Below are 18,250 nucleotides of genomic sequence, written 5' to 3'. Positions count from 1 at the left end.
ATGCTTTCTCCCACTACGCCAAATCTCGCAGTTCCCAGCCACAACAGGGTCCCGGAGGTCACGGTCGATTTCTGGCTGATCAAGCTGATGGCGGTGACCATGGGTGAAACGGCGGCCGACTATCTCGCCGTCAACCTCGGCCTCGGGCTGACCGTCACCTCACTGGTCATGACCGGCATCCTGATCGTCGCCCTCGTCCTGCAGTTCGCGCAGAAGCGTTACGTGCCCTGGGCCTACTGGCTGGCGGTGGTGCTGATCAGCATCGTCGGCACGCTGATTACAGACAATCTCGTCGACAATTTCGGCGTACGCCTGCAGACGACGACCATCGCCTTCTCGGTGGCGCTCGCCGCGACATTCGCCGTGTGGTACGCCAGCGAGCGAACGCTGTCGATCCACACCATCGTCACCACCAGGCGCGAGATCTTTTACTGGCTGGCGATCCTGTTCACCTTCTCGCTCGGCACCGCCGCCGGCGACCTCGTCGCCGAGAGCTTCGACATGGGCTACCTGACATCTGGCCTGTTGTTCGGTGGCGTCATCGCGCTCATCGCGCTTGCCTGGTACCTGCTTCATCTCGACGGCATCCTGGCCTTCTGGCTCGCCTATATCCTGACACGGCCGCTTGGCGCCTCCTTCGGCGATCTCTTGTCGCAGCCAGTCGAATATGGCGGCCTGGGTTTCGGCACCATTTTCACCAGCCTGATCTTCCTTGGCAGCATCATTGGTCTCGTTCTCTACATGACGCTCAAGAAAACCGCCGACGAGGCCGACGAAATCCTGCTGGAATCGGACTAGGCGAAGTCTTGTCGGGTCGCTTGCATTGACGGTCCACATACCTGGGCGATCAGCCGGAACGCCCATCGCTTCGTCATCCACGGGCGGAGCAAGGAGCGCAGCGACGCAGCGCAGACCCGAGGATCCATGCCGCGAGATTGGCCGAAGGATGCAGCGGAGCAGAATTCCGTACCGCTGCATCGATTTGGCGGCGCCGTATGGAAGCAGCCTCGCGACATCCTAGGAACGGGCCCATGCCGGTGCTAGCCTCTCACCGAAATCGGCCACAAACCGGAACAGCCATGCGACTTCTGCTTGTCGAGGACGACCACAGGACGGCCGATTACATCGTCCGAGGATTAACCGAGGCCGGCCATGTCTGTGACCTGCTGCGCAACGGCCACGATGCGCTTTTCGCGGCGACTAGCGGCAGCTATGACGTGATCATAGCCGATCGCATGATCCCTGATCTCGACGGCCTGTCGATGATCAAGGCGGTACGCGCAGCAGGCGTGCGCACACCGGCGATCTTCCTCACCTCGGTCGGCGGCGTCGACGACCGCGTCGAGGGGCTCGAGGCCGGCGGCGACGACTATCTCGTCAAGCCCTTCGCCTTTTCCGAGCTTCTCGCCCGCATCAACGCGCTTGGCCGCCGGCCGGCCGCGCAGGAGCAGAAGACCGTTTTGCGGGTTGCCGACCTCGAAATGGACCTGATCATGCGCCGCGTCACGCGTCAGGGCCAGCCGATCGACCTGCAGCCAAGGGAGTTCAGCCTGCTGGAGGTGCTGATGCGCGGCGAAGGACGCGTGATCACCCGCACCATGCTTCTGGAGCGCGTCTGGGATTTTCACTTCGACCCCAAGACCAGCGTCGTCGAAACCCATATCAGCCGGCTGCGGGCCAAGATCGACAAGCCTTTCGAAACCCAGCTTATCCACACCGTCCGCAACACCGGCTACAGTCTGCACGCAGCGCCATGACCGGAGCATGGCCCCGCCTGCTGCGCAGCACGCCATTCCGGCTCGCCCTGACGTTCGCCTTCCTTTTCATGCTCGCCTTCGTGCTGTCGGGCGCCATCGTCTACCAGATGATGAGCGCCGATCTTGCCGAGCAACTCGACGACACCATCAAGGAAACCTACGCGGTCATCGCGGCGACCTATGCCGACAAGGATCTCAAGGAGCTTGTCGAGACCATCGAAAGCCACTCCATGCGCAGCCCGAAGAAGGAACAGCTGTTTTCGCTGACCGACGCAGCCGGGATTTGCTTGGCCGGCAATTTCACGGCAGCTGGACTTCCCGACGGCTTCTCGATGTTCAACGCCGAAATGCCCGGCGTGCCGCCCGGCGCTGAATACCGTGCCTATTCCGGCTCGATTGGCGGCAACAATCTGACGGTCGCCTTCAGCCTGTCCGAGACCGAGGAACTGGAAACGATCATGCTGATGAGCTTCGGCTGGGCGACGCTGATCATCACCGGGCTGGCGGTCGCCGGCGGCGCGCTGCTCGCCTCGCGCGTCCAGCGCCGGCTCGACGGCATCGCCGCCACCATGGTGGACGTCTCGCATGGACGGCTGGATACCCGCATCCCGCTGACCGGCAAGGACGACGACATCGACATCGTCTCCCGCCAGGTCAATGCGGCGCTCGACCGGCTGTCGGCTTTGGTCGAAGGCATGAAACAGGTCAGCGCCGACATCGCCCACGACCTGAAGACGCCGCTCAACCGCCTGCAGATGATCCTGGAAGGCGCCGCCGCCGGGGCCGCGCAGGGCCGGGAGGTCTCCGACGATCTGGCCGAGGCGCGCGCCGAGGGTCACCAGATCAACGAGACCTTCGATGCGCTGCTGCGCATCGCCCAGATCGAGGCCGGCGCCCGCAGGGCGCGCTTTACCGATGTCGCACTCGGCGAAATCCTGCAAACCATCGCCGAGATCTACACCGACGTGGCCGAGGACGACGGCAAGGTGCTGTCGTCGACCAAACTGAACGAAACCGCGAACCGGATCCATGGCGATCGCGAATTGCTGACGCAGATGTTCGCCAATCTGGTGGAGAATGCGCTCCGCCATTGCCCGCCCGGCACAACCATCAAGCTGTCGGTGACGCGCCAGGGCGATCGCGTTGTCGCCAGCGTCGCCGACAATGGACCCGGCATTCCTCCGGACGAGCGCGAGAAAGTGTTCCAGCGGCTCTACCGGCTTGACCACAGCCGGTCCACGCCGGGCAGCGGCCTCGGCCTTAGCCTTGTCAGGGCCATCGCAGACCTGCATGGCGCATCGATCGCCCTTGAGGATTGCCGGCCGGGCCTCGCCGTGGTGGTGAGCGTTCCGCTGGCATTTGGTTAGCCGGCGATCCGGCTTGGGTCCTGAAAGTCCCGGCTCCACCGAGTCAGATCAGCGGTCGATGCGGGTCGACAGGATGATCGACGACAAGGTTCGCTCGACCCCGTCCATGGCGCCGATCTGGTCGAGCAGCATATCGAGGTCCCGGATCGATGGCGCGTCGACGGTGACGATCATGTCGAAATTGCCGCTGACCGAATGCAGTGTCCTCACCGGCGCCAGCGCCTGCAGGCCGCGCACCACCTTGTCGGCGAGCTTCGGCGTCACGGTGAGCAGCACATGCGCCCGCACCAGCCCCTGCTCGTAGTCCGGCGCCAGCCGGACGCCGTAGCCGGTGATGATGCCGCGCTGCTCCAGCCGTTCGATCCGGCTCTGCACCGTCGTGCGCGAGACACCGAGCTTGCGCGCAAGTTCGGCGGTCGAGGCACGCGCATTGTCGCGCAGCAGGGAGAGCAGGGCCTGTTCGGCTTCACTGAGCATTTCGACGATTCCCTCCGGCATAATGCACAATCAGAGTTTCGTTTCGAACAATTCCACGCTTCCTTTCGACGAGCAAGCTGCGATTCTGATGCATATCTCCCAGAAGTGCACAGCGCTTTTGGGACAAACGACATGCATAAAACAATGTGCTCAGGTTCAGCTTTTGGGTGAGGGACGTTTCATGAAGAAAATTGTTGTTGTCGGCGCCGGCAAGATCGGTTCGACCATTGCCGAAATGCTCGCCGCCACCGGTGACTACCACGTCACCCTCGTCGACCGCTCGGCGGCACAGCTCGCTTCGGCCGAACTGCCGGGCACGGTTGCCACGCTGGAACTCGACATCGAGGCATCGGGCGCGCTCGAGGCGGCCTTGGCCGGCAAGTTCGCGGTGCTCAGCGCCGCCCCCTTCCACCTGACCACGCGCATCGCCGAGGCAGCGGCAAACGCCGGCGTGCACTATCTCGACCTCACCGAGGACGTCGTCAGCACCAGGCGGGTCAAGCAGCTGGCGCTTTCGGGCAAGAGCGCCTTCATCCCGCAATGCGGACTGGCGCCGGGCTTCATCTCGATCGTCGCCAACGATCTCGCCAGCCGCTTCGATTCGCTGGAAAGCGTGCGCATGCGCGTCGGCGCGCTGCCGCAGTATCCGTCGAATGCCCTGAACTACAATCTGACCTGGAGCACCGACGGCGTCATCAACGAATATTGCGAGCCTTGCGAGGCGATCGTCGAGGGCGAGCTGATCGAAGTGCCGCCGCTGGAGGAGCGCGAGGAGTTCTCGCTCGACGGCGTCACCTACGAGGCGTTCAACACCTCGGGCGGGCTGGGCACGCTGGCCGAGACGCTGAAAGGCAAGGTGCGCACGCTGAACTACCGCACCATCCGCTACCCCGGCCATGCCGCGATCATGAAGGCGCTGCTCAACGACCTTGGCCTGCGCCACCGCCGCGACGTGCTGAAGGACATTTTTGAAAGCTCCCTGCCGGCGACGCTGCAGGACGTGGTCATCGTGTTCGTCACCGTCTCGGGCCGCAAGAACGGCCGCCTGCTCCAGGAAACCTACGCCAACAAGATCTATTCCAAGCGCGTCGGCGACGTGGTGCGCAGCGCCATCCAGATCACCACCGCCTCCGGCATCTGCGCCGTGCTCGACATGCTGGCCGACGGGACCTTGCCCGCGACCGGTTTCGTCAAGCAGGAAGACATCGCGCTCGACGCCTTCCTCGCCAACCGTTTTGGCCGCGCCTATGCGCAGCACGAAATGGTGAGCCGGCTCGCAAGCTGAGATTTCGGGCCGTTCTTGCCTTCTCCCCTTTCGGGAGAAGGTGGATCGGCGCGCAGCGCCGAGACGGTTGAGGGGTGTTGGACGGAGAGCTGTCGGTGCCACGCCGGAGCACCCCCTCATCCGTCGCCTTCGGCGACACCTTCTCCCACAAGGGGAGAAGGGAAAGCCACCATTCAAATATGCAGCGCGTGCCCCAGCGCCTTGAGCGCCGCTTCCTGGAACCCTTCGCCTTGCGTCGGATGGGCATGGATGGTGCCGGCGATATCCTCCAGCCTTGCGCCCATTTCAAGCGCCAGCCCAAAGGCTGCCGCCAGTTCCGACGCGCCCTGGCCGACTGCCTGGATGCCGAGCACCAGATGATTGTCGGCGCGGGCAACGACACGGACGAAACCGTCTTCGCCGAGTTTCGTCATCGCCCGGCCGTTGGCGGCAAACGGGAACATGCCGATCTTGATCTCGCCGCCCGCCGCCTTGGCCTCCTCCGGCGACAGGCCGGCCGTCACCAGCTCGGGATCGGTGAAGCAGACGGCGGGAATTGAGCGCTTGTCCCAGCTGCGCTTGTGGCCGGCAAGGATCTCGGCGACCATCTCGCCTTGCGCCATCGCCCGGTGTGCCAGCATCGGCTCGCCGGTGACGTCGCCGATGGCGAAGATGCCACGCATCGAGGTGCGGCACTGGTCGTCGATGCGGATGAACTTTCCCGCCATGTCGAGGTCGATCTGGTCGAGCCCCCAACCTTCGGTCACGGGCTTTCGGCCGACGGTGACCAGGATTTTGTCGGCGGCAATCTTGGCGCTCTTGCCGTCCGATGTCTCGACCAGCAGCGCGCCGCCCTTGTTCCCCTTGGCCTTCGCGCCTGTCATCACCTCGATGCCGAGCGCGGCGAGCCGCTTGACCACCGGCCGCGTCAACTCGGCATCGTACTGCGCCAGCACGCGCGGCAAGGCCTCGACCACGGTCACCTCAGCGCCCATCTTGGCGAAGGCGATGCCGAGTTCGAGCCCGATATAGCCACCACCGACGACGGCGAGCTTCTTCGGGACTTCGCTTAGGGCCAGCGCCTCGGTGGACGAAATCACCGTGTCGCCGAACGGCAGGAACGGCAGCTCGACCGGCGCCGAACCAGTGGCGATGACGATCGTCTCGGCGCGGATCACCTGCACTCCGGTCTCGGTCTCGACGGCGACGGTCTTGCCGTCGCGGAACGTCGCCCAGCCCTGCACGGTCTTCACCCCAGCCTTCTTGAGCAGACCGGCGACACCACTGTTGAGCCGGCTGACGATGCCGTCCTTCCAGGCGACGGTCCTGGCAAGATCGAGCACGGGAGCGGTGACCGAGATGCCGAGCGGGCTGTTGCCGCCCGCCATGTGCGACACCTTCTCGAACTCCTCCGCCGCATGGATAAGTGCCTTGGAGGGGATGCAGCCGACATTGAGGCAAGTGCCGCCCGGCTTGCCGGCCTCGACGATCACCGTATCGACGCCGAGCTGGCCGGCACGGATGGCGCAGACATAGCCACCAGGACCGGCGCCGATGACGAGCAGCTTGCAGGAGATTTCTTTCATCGTGGCATCCTAACTCGTTGTCGCGCTGGATCGGAAAGAACACTCCGTCGAGATCCTTCGCGCCCCCCTCTGTCCTGCCGGACATCTCCCCCACGAGGGGAGGAGATTGGCTGCATCGGCGCTCCGCTCACTCCTCAAGCGGCGAAAATTGGCGAAAGCCGGTGTGACGTCCGATCTCCCCCCTCGTGGGGGAGATGCCTGGCAAGGCAGAGGGGGGCGCTGTCCCGCCGGCATCTCGATCGTTCCTTCAATCCACAAAAATCAGCGCCGGCGTTTCCAGCAACGACTTGATGCGCTGGATGAAGACGGCGGCGTCCCAGCCGTCAATGACGCGGTGGTCGAAGCTGGAGGACAGGTTCATCATCTTGCGCGGCATGAACTGGGTGCCGTCCCAGACCGGCCGCACCATCATCTTGTTGACGCCGATGATCGCCACTTCCGGATGGTTGATGACAGGCGTCGTCGCCACGCCGCCCATGGCACCGAGCGAGGTGATGGTGATGGTCGAGCCGGACAGCTCGTCGCGTGTCGCGGTGCCGGACTTGGCCGCCTCGGCAAGCCTGATCACCTCGGCGCCGCACTCCCAGATGTCGCGCGCCTCGGCATGCTTGACCACCGGAACGACCAGCCCCGACGGCGTCTGCGCGGCGATGCCGATATGGATGCCACCATGCTGGTGGATGATGCCGGCCTCGTCGTCGAACAGCGAATTGAGATTGGGCTGGTCTGCTATCGCCTTGACCATCGCCCGCATCAGGAACGGCAGCAACGTCAGCTTCGGTCGCTCCCCCTTGGCCACGCGCTTTTCCTTGTTCAGCGCTGCGCGCAATTCTTCCAGCGCGGTGACGTCGATCTCCTCGACATAGGTGATGTGCGGGATGCGCGATTTGGACAGCGTCATCTTCTCGGCGATCTTGCGCCGCAGCCCCACCACCTTGATGTCCTCGACGGTATCGTTGCGGGCGAGGCCTGATGTTTTCACAACTTGGGGTCCGCGCGCCAAAAAAGCTTCGATGTCCTCATGACCGATGCGGCCGGCCGGGCCGCTTCCCGAAACCTGCCGCAGATCGATCCCCGCCTCCTTTGCCCGCAGGCGGACCGCGGGCGACGCCAGCGGCTTTTCGCCCTCCTGACGCGGTGCGCCGGAGACGGAAGGCTGCCGCGGGCTTTTCGAGACGGCGGGCGCAGGTTTCACGTCTGTCCCGCTCGCCTTTGGCGGCGCCTTCGCGGCTGGCGCGGCGGTCTCGGGCTTCGGGGTCGGCAGCTTCGCCGGCGGCTCAGCGGCCACCACTTCAACCTCACCGCCCTGCGGCTTCACATTGCCCTCGCCTGCCACCTTCAACCGCACGATCGGCGAGCCGATCGCCACCGTGTCGCCGATCTCGGCGCCCAGCCAAAGGATTTCGCCATCGACCGGCGACGGAATCTCGACCGTCGCCTTGTCGGTCATCACCGCGGCAAGCACGGTGTCCTCGCGCACGATATCGCCGATCTTGACGTGCCATTCGACGAGCTCTGCCTCGGCGACGCCTTCGCCGACATCGGGCAACTTGATGATGTGTTCGCCCATCCTAAGCTCCCATGGTTTCCAGCAGCGCCCGGCCGACGCGCGCCGGACCGGGGAAATAGTCCCACTCCTGGGCATGCGGGTAGGGCGTGTCCCAGCCGGCGACCCGCGCCACCGGCGCCTCCAGATGGTAGAAGCAGTTTTCCTGCACCAGCGCCGACAGCTCGGCACCGAAACCGGAGGTCAGCGTCGCCTCATGCACGATGACGCAGCGCCCGGTCTTCTTGACCGAAGCGACGATGGCGTCGAGGTCGAGCGGCAAGAGGGTCCGAAGATCGATGATCTCGGCATCGATGCCGGTTTCCTCGACGGCGGCCTGCGCGACATAGACCATGGTGCCGTAGGCCAGCACCGTGACCGCCGAGCCCGGCCGGCGGATCGCCGCCTTGCCGAGCGGCACCGTGTAGTGGCCGTCGGCGACCTCGCCGAGCGCATGCTTCGACCACGGCGTCACCGGCCGGTCGTGGTGGCCGTCGAACGGCCCGTTGTAGAGCCGCTTCGGCTCGAGGAAGATCACCGGATCGGGATCCTCGATTGCCGCGATGAGCAAGCCCTTGGCATCATGCGGGTTGGACGGCACCACGGTCTTCAGCCCCGACACATGGGTGAACAGCGCTTCGGGGCTCTGGCTGTGCGTCTGGCCGCCAAAGATGCCGCCGCCGGTTGGCATGCGCACCACGATCGGGCAGGTGAAATCGCCGTTCGAGCGGTAGCGTAGCCGCGCCGCTTCCTGGGTCAACTGGTCGTAGGCCGGATACATGTAGTCGGCAAACTGAATTTCCACGCATGGCTTCAGCCCGTAGGCGGCCATGCCGATGGCCGAGCCGACAATGCCGGATTCGTTGATCGGCGCATCGAAGCAGCGGCTGTTGCCGTACTTGGCCTGCAGGCCTTGCGTGCAGCGGAAGACACCGCCGAAGAAGCCGACATCCTCGCCGAACACGACGACTTTGTCGTCGCGCCCCATCGACACATCCATGGCGTCGCGGATCGCCTCGATCATGGTCCGTCTTGGCATGGTCAGACCCCCGCCTGCTGGCGCTGGCGCCGCAGATGCGGCGGCATCTCGGCATAGAGCCCCTCGAACATGTCGCGCGTCGACGGCTTGCCGCCGGCATGCAGCGTGCCGTGGCTCTCGGCTTCTTTCTGCGCCGCGATCACCGTGTCGAGGATTTCCGCCTCGGCCTGCGCATGCCGCTCGTCCGACCAGACGCCGAGCTGGATGAGGTGGTTCTTCAGCCGCACGATGGGGTCGCCAAGCGGCCAGGCGTCGGATTCGGTCTTTGGCCGGTAGGCCGAGGGATCGTCCGAGCTGGAATGCGCGCCGGCGCGGTAGGTGACATATTCGACCAGCGTCGGCCCGAGATTGCTGCGCGCCCGCTCGGCCGCCCATTTGGCCACCGCATGGACGGCGAGATAATCATTGCCGTCGACGCGCAGCGACGGAATGCCGAAGCCGAGGCCGCGGGCAGCGAAGGTGCCTGAGCCGCCACGCGCAATGCCCTGGAAGGTCGAGATCGCCCATTGGTTGTTGACAACATTGAGCACCACGGGCGCCTTGTAGGTGGAGGCGAACACCAGCGCCGAATGGAAGTCGGATTCTGCCGTCGAGCCGTCGCCGATCCAGGCGGCGGCGATCTTCGAATCGTTCGAGATCGCCGAGGCCATCGCCCAGCCGACCGCCTGGATATACTGGGTCGCCAGATTTCCGGAGATCGAGAAGAAACCGTGCTCCTTCGACGAATACATGATCGGCAATTGGCGGCCCTTCAGCGGGTCGGCCTCGTTGGAGTAGATCTGGTTCATCATCGTGACCATCGGATAGCCGTCGGCGATGAGCAGCCCTGCCTGCCGATAGGTCGGAAAATTCATGTCGCCGGGGGCAAGTGCCTTGCGGAAGGCGCAGGCCACCGCCTCCTCGCCCAGATGCTGCATGTAGAACGACGTCTTGCCCTGGCGTTGCGCCATCTGCATGCGCGCGTCGAAGGTTCGCAGCGTCATCATGTCGCGTAGGCCGGCCAGAAGCTCGTCGCTGGAAAGCAGGCCGGCCCAGGGGCCGACTGCTTCGCCATTGCGGTTCAGCACCCGGATGATCGAGAAGGCGTAATCGCGGATGGTGCGCGGATCGACATCGATGTCGGGGCGCGGCACTGTGCCGGCCTTGGGGATGGGCACGTTGGAAAAGTCGGGGGTTCCGCCCGGCCGCACTTCCGGTTCCGGAACGTGAAAACGCAACATCCCAGCATCGGCCATGACCTTTGTCCTCCAACGTTGCCTGGCCCCAAATTTCCCTGGCCCAAACTTCCCCGGCCAAGGATATTTGCATATCTGCGCCACCAGACCAGTGCGAATTCGACGGGGCAGGCCTTTCGGGCCTCGATCCAAGATCCAGCCTCCCCGGCACAACATGAAGATATCTCCGCGAAATTTCTTGTCGATATTGGGCGGCGGCGCGCAATTTGGGGCAAGGTTGCCGGAGGTTTGCCGGAAGATAAGGTGATTGGGCGGATCAAGCGACTGGTGCTGCGGCAGGAGCCGCCAATCTCCCCCCTCGTGGGGGAGATGCCCGGCAGGTCAGAGCGGGGCGTGAAGGATCACCACTTTGGTGTGTTAGAAACAGGCGAAAACAGGCCTTGGGGCAAATCGCAGCCGACAGAGAGGTCGGCGGGACAGCGCCCCCCTCTGTCCTATCGGACATCTCCCCACAAGGGAGGAGATCGCGCTCTCCACCGTTCACTCCGCCCCGGCATCATGCTAACCACCCCCCATGGCACAGAAGAAAGCTTTCGAGGTCGATTCCTGGCTGGCCCGTCCGGACCAGCGCATCTCGATCGTCCTGCTTTACGGCCCCGATCGCGGGCTCGTCGCCGAGCGCGCCAAGGCCTTTGCCGAGAAGACCGGCCTGCCGCTCGACGATCCGTTCTCCGTGGTCAGGCTCGACGGCTCCGAGGTTGACCGCGACGAGGGCCGGCTGCTCGACGAGGCGCGCACCGTGCCGATGTTTTCCGACCGGCGCCTCTTGTGGGTGCGCAACGCCAGCGGCCAGAAGGCGCTGGCCGACGACGTCAAGGCTTTGACTGCCGAGCCGCCACGCGACGCCATCATCTTGATCGAGGCCGGCGATCTCAAGAAGGGCGTCGGGCTGCGTGCTTTGGTCGAGGCGGCGGACAATGCCATGGCGCTGCCCTGCTATGCCGACGAGGCCCGCGACATCGATGCCGTCATCGACGACGAATTGCGCAAGGCCGGCATGTCGATGACGCTGGAGGCAAGACAGGCGCTGCGCCGAAATCTCGGCGGCGACCGGCTGGCCTCGCGCGGCGAGATCGAAAAGCTGATTCTCTACGCCCATGGCCAGAAGGAGATCGGGCTGGAAGAGGTCAGGGCGATGTCGGGCGACGTCTCAGGCGCCTCTTTCGATGACGCCGTCGACGCACTGCTCGAAGGTAAGGTCGGCGACTTCGACACCGCCTTCACCCGCCATTGCCAATCCGGCGGCCAGCCATTCCTGGTGCTGTCATCGGCGATGCGGCAGTTGCAGGCGATCCAGGCCATGCGCGGCCAGATGGAGTCTGCCGGCCGCAACGCCGCCTCGGTCGTTGCCGCCGCCCGCCCGCCGGTTTTTTTCTCGCGGCGCAAGCTGGTGGAGAAGGCGCTGGAGCGCTGGAGCAGCGAAGCCCTCGGTCGCGCGCTGACCCGGCTGCAGACCGCTGTGCTGCAGACGCGGCGGCGCCCGGATCTCTCCGTCGCTCTGGCGCGGCAGGCACTGCTTGGCATTGCGGTGGAAAGCAGCCGGCTGGCGCAGCGGTAGTTTTGGGACTGACGGCTCAGCCGTCGAGGTCAGCGCCACCCCTCATTGCCCTGCCGGGCATTTTTTCTCGTAGAACGGGGAGAAAGGGGCTGGCTGCAACGCTGGCGCTTTCCTGCGACGTTGGCGATTGTCGAAACCGCTGATGACAGCGTCCCTCCCCCCGTTTACGGGGAGAGGATGCCGGCAGGCAGGTGAGGGGCGGTGCTGGCGTGCCAAGCACTTGGAATGACAAGCGGATTCGAGTTAAGTAGGCTCTCGGGAATCAGCCGCCACCAGGATATTCGCCGGCTAACTACCGCTCCTGCTTCAGCCTGCGGCACAGCTCGTCGAGCTGCTCCAGCGACCGATACGCGACACGAAGCGTGCCGCCTTTGCTCTTGTGGTCGATCGACACAATCATCCCGGTCGTATCGGTCAACAGCTTTTCCAGCGCCAGCGTGTCGGCGTCCTTCTGTTCAGGACTTGCCGCCGGCTTGGCTTCCTTTGCCTTGCTGCCGGCCGGCATCTGCGCCAGCGCCTCGGCCTGGCGCACCGAAAGCCCTTCTTCGACGATGCGCTTGGCAAGCCCGGCCGGATCCTCCGCCGTCACCAGCGTGCGGGCGTGGCCCGCCGACAGCGCGCCGTCGACCAGCATGTCGCGGATCACATCCGGCAGTTTCAAGAGCCTGAGCGTGTTGGCGACATGGCTGCGGCTCTTGCCGATCACCTGGCCGAGATCGGCCTGGGTGTAGCCATGATCGTCGATCAGCTGCTGGTACCCAAGCGCTTCCTCGACCGCGTTGAGGTCGGTGCGCTGGACGTTCTCGATGATCGCCAGTTCCAGCGCGGTGCGGTCGTTGACCTCGCGGATGATGACCGGGATCTCGTTCAGCCCGGCGCGTTGCGCCGCACGCCAGCGCCGCTCGCCGGCAATAATCTCGTAGCGGCCGGCCTGTGTCGGCGACGGCCGCGCCACCACCGGCTGTACGACGCCATGCTCGCGGATCGAGTGGGCGAGGTCGGTGAGTTCGGCCTCGCCGAAATGCCGTCGCGGATTCTTCGGATTTGGGGTCAGGAACTCGATCGGCACCTTGCCGTCGGCGCTCATCCCAGGCTTTTCGGGTGCCGCAGGACGATCGATCTCGCCGATCAACGCTGCCAGTCCCCGCCCCAGTCTTTTTCTCGAAAGGTCTTCGCTCATAACACTTCCAGTTACATTCCAGATCGTTTCGGTATCGAATCGGCTCTTAATTAAGCATTTGGCTAATCAAGCGGCGCGCAATTTGCGCTCACGGCGGATCACTTCCGACGCAAGCTGCAGATAGGCCTGGCTGCCTGAGCATTTCAGATCGTACAGGATCGCCGGCTTGCCGTAGGACGGCGCCTCGGACACCCGCACATTGCGCGGAATGATGGTCTCGTAGACCTTGTCGCCCATATGCGCCCGCACATCCTGCACCACCTGGTTGGCGAGATTGTTGCGGCCATCGTACATGGTCAGCACAATGCCCTGGATGGTGAGATCCGGATTGATCGAACGACGCACCTGCTCGACGGTTTCCAGCAACTGGCTCAAGCCTTCGAGCGCGAAGAATTCGCACTGCAGCGGCACCAGCACAGAATCGGCCGCGGCCATCGAGTTCAGCGTCAAAAGATTGAGCGAAGGCGGGCAGTCGATCAGCACATAGCCGAAACCGGCCGAACGGTCGGCCGAGGCACGCAAGGCGTTGCGCAGCCGTAGCACCCGGTCTGGCGCCGAGGCGATTTCCATCTCGATGCCGAGCAGGTCGAGGGTCGACGGCACGATCGACAGGCCGGGCACCGCCGTCGGGATCGCCGCGGCTTCCAGATCCAGTTCGCCTGTCAGCACGTCATAGGACGAGACCGTCCGATCCTTGCGGTCGATGCCGAGGCCGGTGCTGGCATTGCCTTGCGGATCGAGGTCGACGATCAGCACCTTTTCACCGATCGCCGCGAGCGCAGTAGCCAGATTAATGGCGGTGGTCGTCTTGCCGACGCCGCCCTTCTGGTTGGCTACGGTGATGATTCGGGGGCCATTCTTCATCATGGATCTATGCCAGAAATTCATTTTTGGGTCGCCTGGAGCAAATCAGACAGGTCGAAGATTCGACAGTTCGAGGATGACGCCATGTGGGTCGGTAACGCTTGGATGTTCTACCAGATCGAAGGCCCATCGGTGAACGCTTTCTTGCACTTCGGCGCGGTAATCCCGGCCTTTGTGGAACAGGCCACGCGCGCCTGAGGTCAGCCAAGGCGCCGACAGGTCCAGCAAGGTGGAAAGTGAGGCCAAGGCACGCGCCGTGACGATCTGCGGCGCCGGGACCAGCGCATGACTGTCTTCAATGCGGCGCGCCACCACCCGCGCCGGCAGACCGAACTGGCCGATGACTGTCTGCAGGAACGACGCCTTTTTGCGATTGCTTTCAACCAGATCGATGCTCGCCCCATCGCGCTCGGCAAGCAGGAAGGCCATGACAAGACCCGGGAATCCGCCACCCGAACCAATATCGACCCAGCGATTCGCGGTCGGCTCGATACGCCTGAGCTGCGCGCTGTCCAGGATGTGACGCTGCCAGACATCGCCTGTCGTCGACTGCGCAACCAGGTTGATGCTGCGGTTCCATTTCTGAAACATCTGTTCGAACGTCACCAGGCGGTCGAATGTTTCACGTGAAACCGGACCGGCCGCGTCCTGCAGGCTCTTCCAGGAGAAAGAGTTCACGCAACGTCCCTCTCAGGCCTCTGCGCATTCTCCTCATGGCGCACATGCGCGACGATGATCGCCAGCGCGGCCGGCGTCATGCCTTCCATGCGCTGGGCATCGGCGATGGAGCGCGGCCGCCGCGCCTGCATCTTCTGCTTCAGCTCGTTGGACAGCCCGGGCACTCCGGCGAAATCGACCGTCTCCGGGATCAGCCGGCTCTCTTCATGCCTGATCTGCGCCACATCCGTCTTCTGCCGGTCCAGATAGACCGAATATTTCGCTTCCGTTTCGAGGCGCTCGGCCGTTTTGGCATCAACCGTCGCGAACTTCGGCTCGACGCCGGCCAGCCAACCGATGTCGACACCGGGATAGGCAAGCAGTTCATAGCCGGAGCGGCGCACGCCATCCCGGTTGATCTCGAGCCCATGCCGCGCCGCCTCGTTCGGGGTCATGGTCAGCGACAACGCCAGCTGACGCGCTTCGTCGAGCTGCTGCATCATATCGCCGTAGCGCTGCATCCGCTGCGCCGAGGCGATCCCCAGCTTCGCAGCGAGGGGCGTCAGCCGCTCATCGGCATTGTCGGCGCGCAGCGACAGCCGGAACTCGGCCCGCGAGGTGAACATCCGGTACGGCTCGCTGATGCCGCGGCTGGTCAGATCGTCGACCATCACGCCGATATAGGCCTCGGTCCGGCTGAGCACGATCTGCTCGCTGCCGGCAGCACAACGCGCCGCATTGAGGCCGGCGAGCAGGCCTTGCCCCGCTGCTTCCTCATATCCGGTGGTGCCGTTGATCTGCCCGGCGAGAAAGAGACCACTGACGCGCCTGGCCTCTAGGCCCGTAGTCAGCTCGCGCGGATCGACATGATCATACTCGATGGCATAGCCAGGCTGCAGCATGACGGCTCGCTCCAGCCCTGGGATGGTTTTCAGGATGTCCAGTTGCACATCCTGCGGCAACGACGTCGAGATACCATTGGGATAGACAGTGTCGTCGTCGAGCCCTTCCGGCTCGAGAAAAATCTGGTGCCCGTCCCGGTCGCCGAACTTGACGATCTTGTCCTCGATCGACGGGCAGTAGCGCGGCCCGACACCTTCGATCGACCCGGAATACATTGCCGAGCGGCCAAGATTGGCGCGGATCAAATCATGCGTCGCCGCAGTCGTGCGGGTGATGCCGCACTCGATCTGCGGTGTTTCGATGCGATCGGTCATCAGCGAGAACGGCACCGGATCCTCATCCGCCGCCTGGCGATCCAGCGACGCCCAATCGATGGTCTTCCCGTTCAGCCGTGGAGGCGTGCCGGTCTTCAGCCGGCCGAGCTGGAAGCCGACGCGGCTCATGGTCGCCGACAGGCCGATGCTCGCCTGCTCGTTCATGCGGCCGGCGACGATCTTCTTGTCGCCGATGTGGATGAGGCCACGCAGGAAGGTCCCGGTCGTCAAAACGACGGCGCCACAGGCGAGCCGCAGGCCGTTGGCCAGCAGAACAGCCGCAATCCGCCCATCGACGATCTCGAAGTCGAGAACCTCACCCTCGATCACGTCGAGATCGTTCTGGAGCCGAATCGCTTCTTGCATGGCAAGGCGATAGAGTTTGCGATCCGCTTGAGTGCGTGGCCCGCGCACCGCTGGCCCCTTGCGACGGTTGAGCAGACGGAACTGAATGCCGGCGGCATCAGCCACCCGACCCATCAACCCGTCCATGGCATCGATCTCGCGAACCAGATGGCCCTTGCCAAGCCCACCGATGGCTGGGTTGCACGACATCACGCCGATCGTGTCGAAGCGCAGTGTCACCAGCGCGGTGCTGGCGCCGGCGCGCGCCGCTGCGCTCGCCGCCTCGCAACCCGCATGGCCGCCGCCCACCACAACCACATCATAGTGATCGGTCATTTCCAAACGTCCTAGAATAGAAAAAGATTGAGCGACACATGTCCCCGCAAGGCGATGCTGTCAAGGAAACTCCGCGGCTCGTTTCACGTGAAACAACCCTGTGGCGAGTCTTCGCCATGTTTCACGTGAATCCGCGCTCCGATCAGAAGGGGCAATCACAGCTTGGCTCTGCCCCTCACCTGCCTGCCGGCGTCCTCTCCCCTTATAATGACGGGGAGAGGGCGCGGTCATCAGCGGCCAGCCTCTTTCTCCCCGTCACTATACGGGAGTTGAGGAGTTGTCCGCGTAGCGGACGAAAAGCCAACTGCTTGGCTTTTCGAACAACGAGCGCCCCGTAGGGCAATGAGGGGCAGGGCTAGCGTCCGCACCTGTGTTTCACGTGAATCAAGGAGGTCGCCACAGCGATGCGCTGCCAATGTTTCACGTGAGTCATTTCCCAATGCAGAACTGCGCGAAAATCACGTCCAGCATGTCCTCAACGTCGATGGCGCCGACGATTCGGCCGAGCCGATCCGCGGCGAGCCGCAACTCCTCGGCCCTCAACTCCTGCCCGATGACCCGGCCGTCAACTGCCCGGTGTAGGTGGCGGTTTGCTTCGCCCAGCAAATCGACATGCCGCAAGCGCGACGGCAGAATATCGCCGGCGCTGCCAGCAGCACGCGCTGCGCGCCGACCGATTTCCGCCAACAACGCGTCAACGCCGGCCCCATCGACGACCGAGATCACGAAATCGTAGTGCCTGTCCGCACTGGCAGCCGCTTTGCTATCCAAAAGGTCTCGCTTGGTGCCGACCTGCAAGGCCGGAACCGCCGACGGGATCGAAGCCACCGCCTGCGGCTCCGCAACGTCCTGCAACAGAAGCAACAGATCGGCTCGATCGGCCTTGGCCCTTGCCTTCTCGATGCCGATCGCCTCGACCTTTCCTGCCGCCTCGCGCAGCCCGGCGGTGTCGGTCAACCTGACGCGCAGCCCCTCCAGATCTAGCACCACCTCAAGCAGGTCGCGGGTCGTGCCAGGCTCATCCGTTACAATAGCTGCATCGCGCCGCGCCAAGGCGTTGAACAGACTCGACTTGCCGGCATTGGGCGCACCGAGAATCACGACCTCGAACCCATCGCGGATGATTTCGGCGGCGCGAAATCCCGCAACGTGCCGGTCGATCTCGTCGACCATCCCCCGGACATCGGACCAGACCGTATCCGAAACGGAACCAGGCACATCATCCTCTTCGGCAAAGTCGATCTCGGCCTCGATCATGGCGCGGGCGTGGATCAGCCGGCGGCGCCAATTCAAATAGAGCTCGCTTTGCGCGCCCTCCGCGTTCTTGACCGCAAACCGTCGCTGCGCCTCGGTCTCGGCGTTGACGAGATCGGCCAGCGCCTCGGTTTTGACTAGGTCGACCTTGCCATTGAGGAAGGCGCGACGGGTGAATTCGCCGGGATCAGCATGCCTGACACCGTCGAAGCCGGTGATCGTCTCCAGCATCCTGGCCACCACCGCGCGCCCACCATGAACGTGGAACTCCGCCACATCCTCGCCTGTAAAGCTTGCCGGGCCGGGAAAAAAGACAATCAGGCCGCTGTCGAGCACGGCACCATCAGGCGCTCGGAACTTGCGCAAAACCGCCGCCCGGTCCTTAGCTATGCTGCCCGCGATCGTTTCGACTACGAATCGAGTCTGCGGGCCGGAAATGCGGATGACGGCGACGCCGGCAGGAAGCCGGCCGCTCGACAGCGCGACAATCGAATCCCTTGAAATCATTTGCCCGCTCTACCGCACTGCCCTAGCTTTGCCCGTTCAATCGCATCGCCGAGTGCCTCAT

The 18,250-nt window shown here is 64.1% G+C and carries 15 protein-coding genes; 5 read left to right on the top strand and 10 right to left on the bottom strand.

What is annotated here, in order from left to right; translation table 11 throughout:
- The 3 genes from AC1D08_RS13635 to AC1D08_RS13625 all read left to right on the top strand — a co-directional run bounded on the left by AC1D08_RS13635 (position 1) and on the right by AC1D08_RS13625 (position 3,124).
- Entirely contained in the window at positions 1-798 is a 798-nt protein-coding gene (locus AC1D08_RS13635) for a COG4705 family protein (protein ID WP_477423378.1), read from the top strand.
- 281 nt (positions 799-1,079) lie between these two features.
- A complete protein-coding gene (locus AC1D08_RS13630) occupies positions 1,080-1,757 on the top strand; it encodes a winged helix-turn-helix domain-containing protein (RefSeq protein WP_477280631.1) in 678 nt (225 codons plus the stop codon).
- Positions 1,754-3,124: a sensor histidine kinase gene (locus AC1D08_RS13625; RefSeq protein ID WP_457153067.1), complete on the top strand. Its 1,371-nt coding sequence runs from the start codon at positions 1,754-1,756 to the stop codon at positions 3,122-3,124. Before AC1D08_RS13630 ends, AC1D08_RS13625 begins: the two co-directional genes overlap by 4 nt.
- A gap of 48 nt (positions 3,125-3,172) precedes the next feature.
- On the opposite strand, the gene AC1D08_RS13620 is transcribed toward AC1D08_RS13625, so the two are convergent.
- Entirely contained in the window at positions 3,173-3,601 is a 429-nt protein-coding gene (locus AC1D08_RS13620; protein WP_457153068.1) for an Lrp/AsnC family transcriptional regulator, read from the bottom strand.
- 181 nt (positions 3,602-3,782) lie between these two features.
- Between AC1D08_RS13620 and AC1D08_RS13615 the strand changes: the two genes are divergently transcribed.
- Positions 3,783-4,886, top strand: coding sequence for a saccharopine dehydrogenase family protein (locus AC1D08_RS13615; RefSeq protein WP_457153069.1), 1,104 nt, complete (start codon positions 3,783-3,785; stop codon positions 4,884-4,886).
- Between the two features lie 173 nt (positions 4,887-5,059).
- Here the strand turns inward: AC1D08_RS13615 and lpdA are convergent, their stop codons facing one another.
- From lpdA to AC1D08_RS13595, 4 genes are all read right to left on the bottom strand, one after another.
- Positions 5,060-6,451, bottom strand: coding sequence for a dihydrolipoyl dehydrogenase (lpdA, locus tag AC1D08_RS13610; RefSeq protein ID WP_457153070.1), 1,392 nt, complete (start codon positions 6,449-6,451; stop codon positions 5,060-5,062).
- A 247-nt stretch (positions 6,452-6,698) separates the two neighbouring features.
- Positions 6,699-8,021, bottom strand: a complete 1,323-nt coding sequence (locus AC1D08_RS13605) for a dihydrolipoamide acetyltransferase family protein (protein WP_457153071.1) — start codon at positions 8,019-8,021, stop codon at positions 6,699-6,701.
- A gap of 1 nt (position 8,022) precedes the next feature.
- Entirely contained in the window at positions 8,023-9,036 is a 1,014-nt protein-coding gene (locus AC1D08_RS13600; protein ID WP_457153072.1) for an alpha-ketoacid dehydrogenase subunit beta, read from the bottom strand.
- Between the two features lie 2 nt (positions 9,037-9,038).
- The gene (locus AC1D08_RS13595; RefSeq protein ID WP_477423375.1) at positions 9,039-10,271 is read right to left on the bottom strand and encodes a thiamine pyrophosphate-dependent enzyme; all 1,233 of its coding nucleotides are present in this window, start codon (positions 10,269-10,271) and stop codon (positions 9,039-9,041) included.
- Between the two features lie 514 nt (positions 10,272-10,785).
- Between AC1D08_RS13595 and holA the strand changes: the two genes are divergently transcribed.
- Positions 10,786-11,829 carry a DNA polymerase III subunit delta gene (gene holA, locus AC1D08_RS13590; protein WP_477423373.1) on the top strand — a complete coding sequence of 348 codons (1,044 nt, stop codon included), beginning with the start codon at positions 10,786-10,788 and terminating at the stop codon, positions 11,827-11,829.
- 292 nt (positions 11,830-12,121) lie between these two features.
- Here the strand turns inward: holA and AC1D08_RS13585 are convergent, their stop codons facing one another.
- The 5 genes from AC1D08_RS13585 to mnmE form a co-directional block, all read right to left on the bottom strand.
- A complete protein-coding gene (locus AC1D08_RS13585) occupies positions 12,122-13,009 on the bottom strand; it encodes a ParB/RepB/Spo0J family partition protein (protein WP_477224796.1) in 888 nt (295 codons plus the stop codon).
- Positions 13,010-13,075: 66 nt separating this feature from the next.
- Positions 13,076-13,876, bottom strand: coding sequence for a ParA family protein (locus tag AC1D08_RS13580; RefSeq protein WP_095084379.1), 801 nt, complete (start codon positions 13,874-13,876; stop codon positions 13,076-13,078).
- Between the two features lie 42 nt (positions 13,877-13,918).
- A complete protein-coding gene (gene rsmG, locus AC1D08_RS13575; protein WP_457152310.1) occupies positions 13,919-14,551 on the bottom strand; it encodes a 16S rRNA (guanine(527)-N(7))-methyltransferase RsmG in 633 nt (210 codons plus the stop codon).
- A complete protein-coding gene (gene mnmG, locus AC1D08_RS13570) occupies positions 14,548-16,428 on the bottom strand; it encodes a tRNA uridine-5-carboxymethylaminomethyl(34) synthesis enzyme MnmG (RefSeq protein WP_457152311.1) in 1,881 nt (626 codons plus the stop codon). Before mnmG ends, rsmG begins: the two co-directional genes overlap by 4 nt.
- Positions 16,429-16,857: 429 nt before the next feature.
- Positions 16,858-18,189: a tRNA uridine-5-carboxymethylaminomethyl(34) synthesis GTPase MnmE gene (gene mnmE, locus AC1D08_RS13565; protein ID WP_477224798.1), complete on the bottom strand. Its 1,332-nt coding sequence runs from the start codon at positions 18,187-18,189 to the stop codon at positions 16,858-16,860.
- Positions 18,190-18,250: the final 61 nt, after the last annotated feature.

The organism is Mesorhizobium sp. P2_E6, assembly GCF_056403835.1.
The sequence above is the reverse complement of the archived record's forward strand: the minus strand, read 5'-3'. Positions and strand labels throughout refer to the sequence as shown.

What these genes read in the sequence shown, in the direction of transcription:
- mnmE (WP_477224798.1), bottom strand. Translation starts at nt 18,189, where the DNA reads ATGATTTCAAGGGATTCGATTGTCGCGCTGTCGAGCGGCCGGCTTCCT.
- AC1D08_RS13585 (WP_477224796.1), bottom strand. Translation starts at nt 13,009, where the DNA reads ATGAGCGAAGACCTTTCGAGAAAAAGACTGGGGCGGGGACTGGCAGCG.
- AC1D08_RS13625 (WP_457153067.1), top strand. Translation starts at nt 1,754, where the DNA reads ATGACCGGAGCATGGCCCCGCCTGCTGCGCAGCACGCCATTCCGGCTC.
- AC1D08_RS13580 (WP_095084379.1), bottom strand. Translation starts at nt 13,876, where the DNA reads ATGATGAAGAATGGCCCCCGAATCATCACCGTAGCCAACCAGAAGGGC.
- AC1D08_RS13600 (WP_457153072.1), bottom strand. Translation starts at nt 9,036, where the DNA reads ATGCCAAGACGGACCATGATCGAGGCGATCCGCGACGCCATGGATGTG.
- AC1D08_RS13635 (WP_477423378.1), top strand. Translation starts at nt 1, where the DNA reads ATGCTTTCTCCCACTACGCCAAATCTCGCAGTTCCCAGCCACAACAGG.
- AC1D08_RS13605 (WP_457153071.1), bottom strand. Translation starts at nt 8,021, where the DNA reads ATGGGCGAACACATCATCAAGTTGCCCGATGTCGGCGAAGGCGTCGCC.
- holA (WP_477423373.1), top strand. Translation starts at nt 10,786, where the DNA reads ATGGCACAGAAGAAAGCTTTCGAGGTCGATTCCTGGCTGGCCCGTCCG.
- AC1D08_RS13615 (WP_457153069.1), top strand. Translation starts at nt 3,783, where the DNA reads ATGAAGAAAATTGTTGTTGTCGGCGCCGGCAAGATCGGTTCGACCATT.
- AC1D08_RS13595 (WP_477423375.1), bottom strand. Translation starts at nt 10,271, where the DNA reads ATGGCCGATGCTGGGATGTTGCGTTTTCACGTTCCGGAACCGGAAGTG.
- mnmG (WP_457152311.1), bottom strand. Translation starts at nt 16,428, where the DNA reads ATGACCGATCACTATGATGTGGTTGTGGTGGGCGGCGGCCATGCGGGT.
- lpdA (WP_457153070.1), bottom strand. Translation starts at nt 6,451, where the DNA reads ATGAAAGAAATCTCCTGCAAGCTGCTCGTCATCGGCGCCGGTCCTGGT.
- AC1D08_RS13630 (WP_477280631.1), top strand. Translation starts at nt 1,080, where the DNA reads ATGCGACTTCTGCTTGTCGAGGACGACCACAGGACGGCCGATTACATC.
- AC1D08_RS13620 (WP_457153068.1), bottom strand. Translation starts at nt 3,601, where the DNA reads ATGCTCAGTGAAGCCGAACAGGCCCTGCTCTCCCTGCTGCGCGACAAT.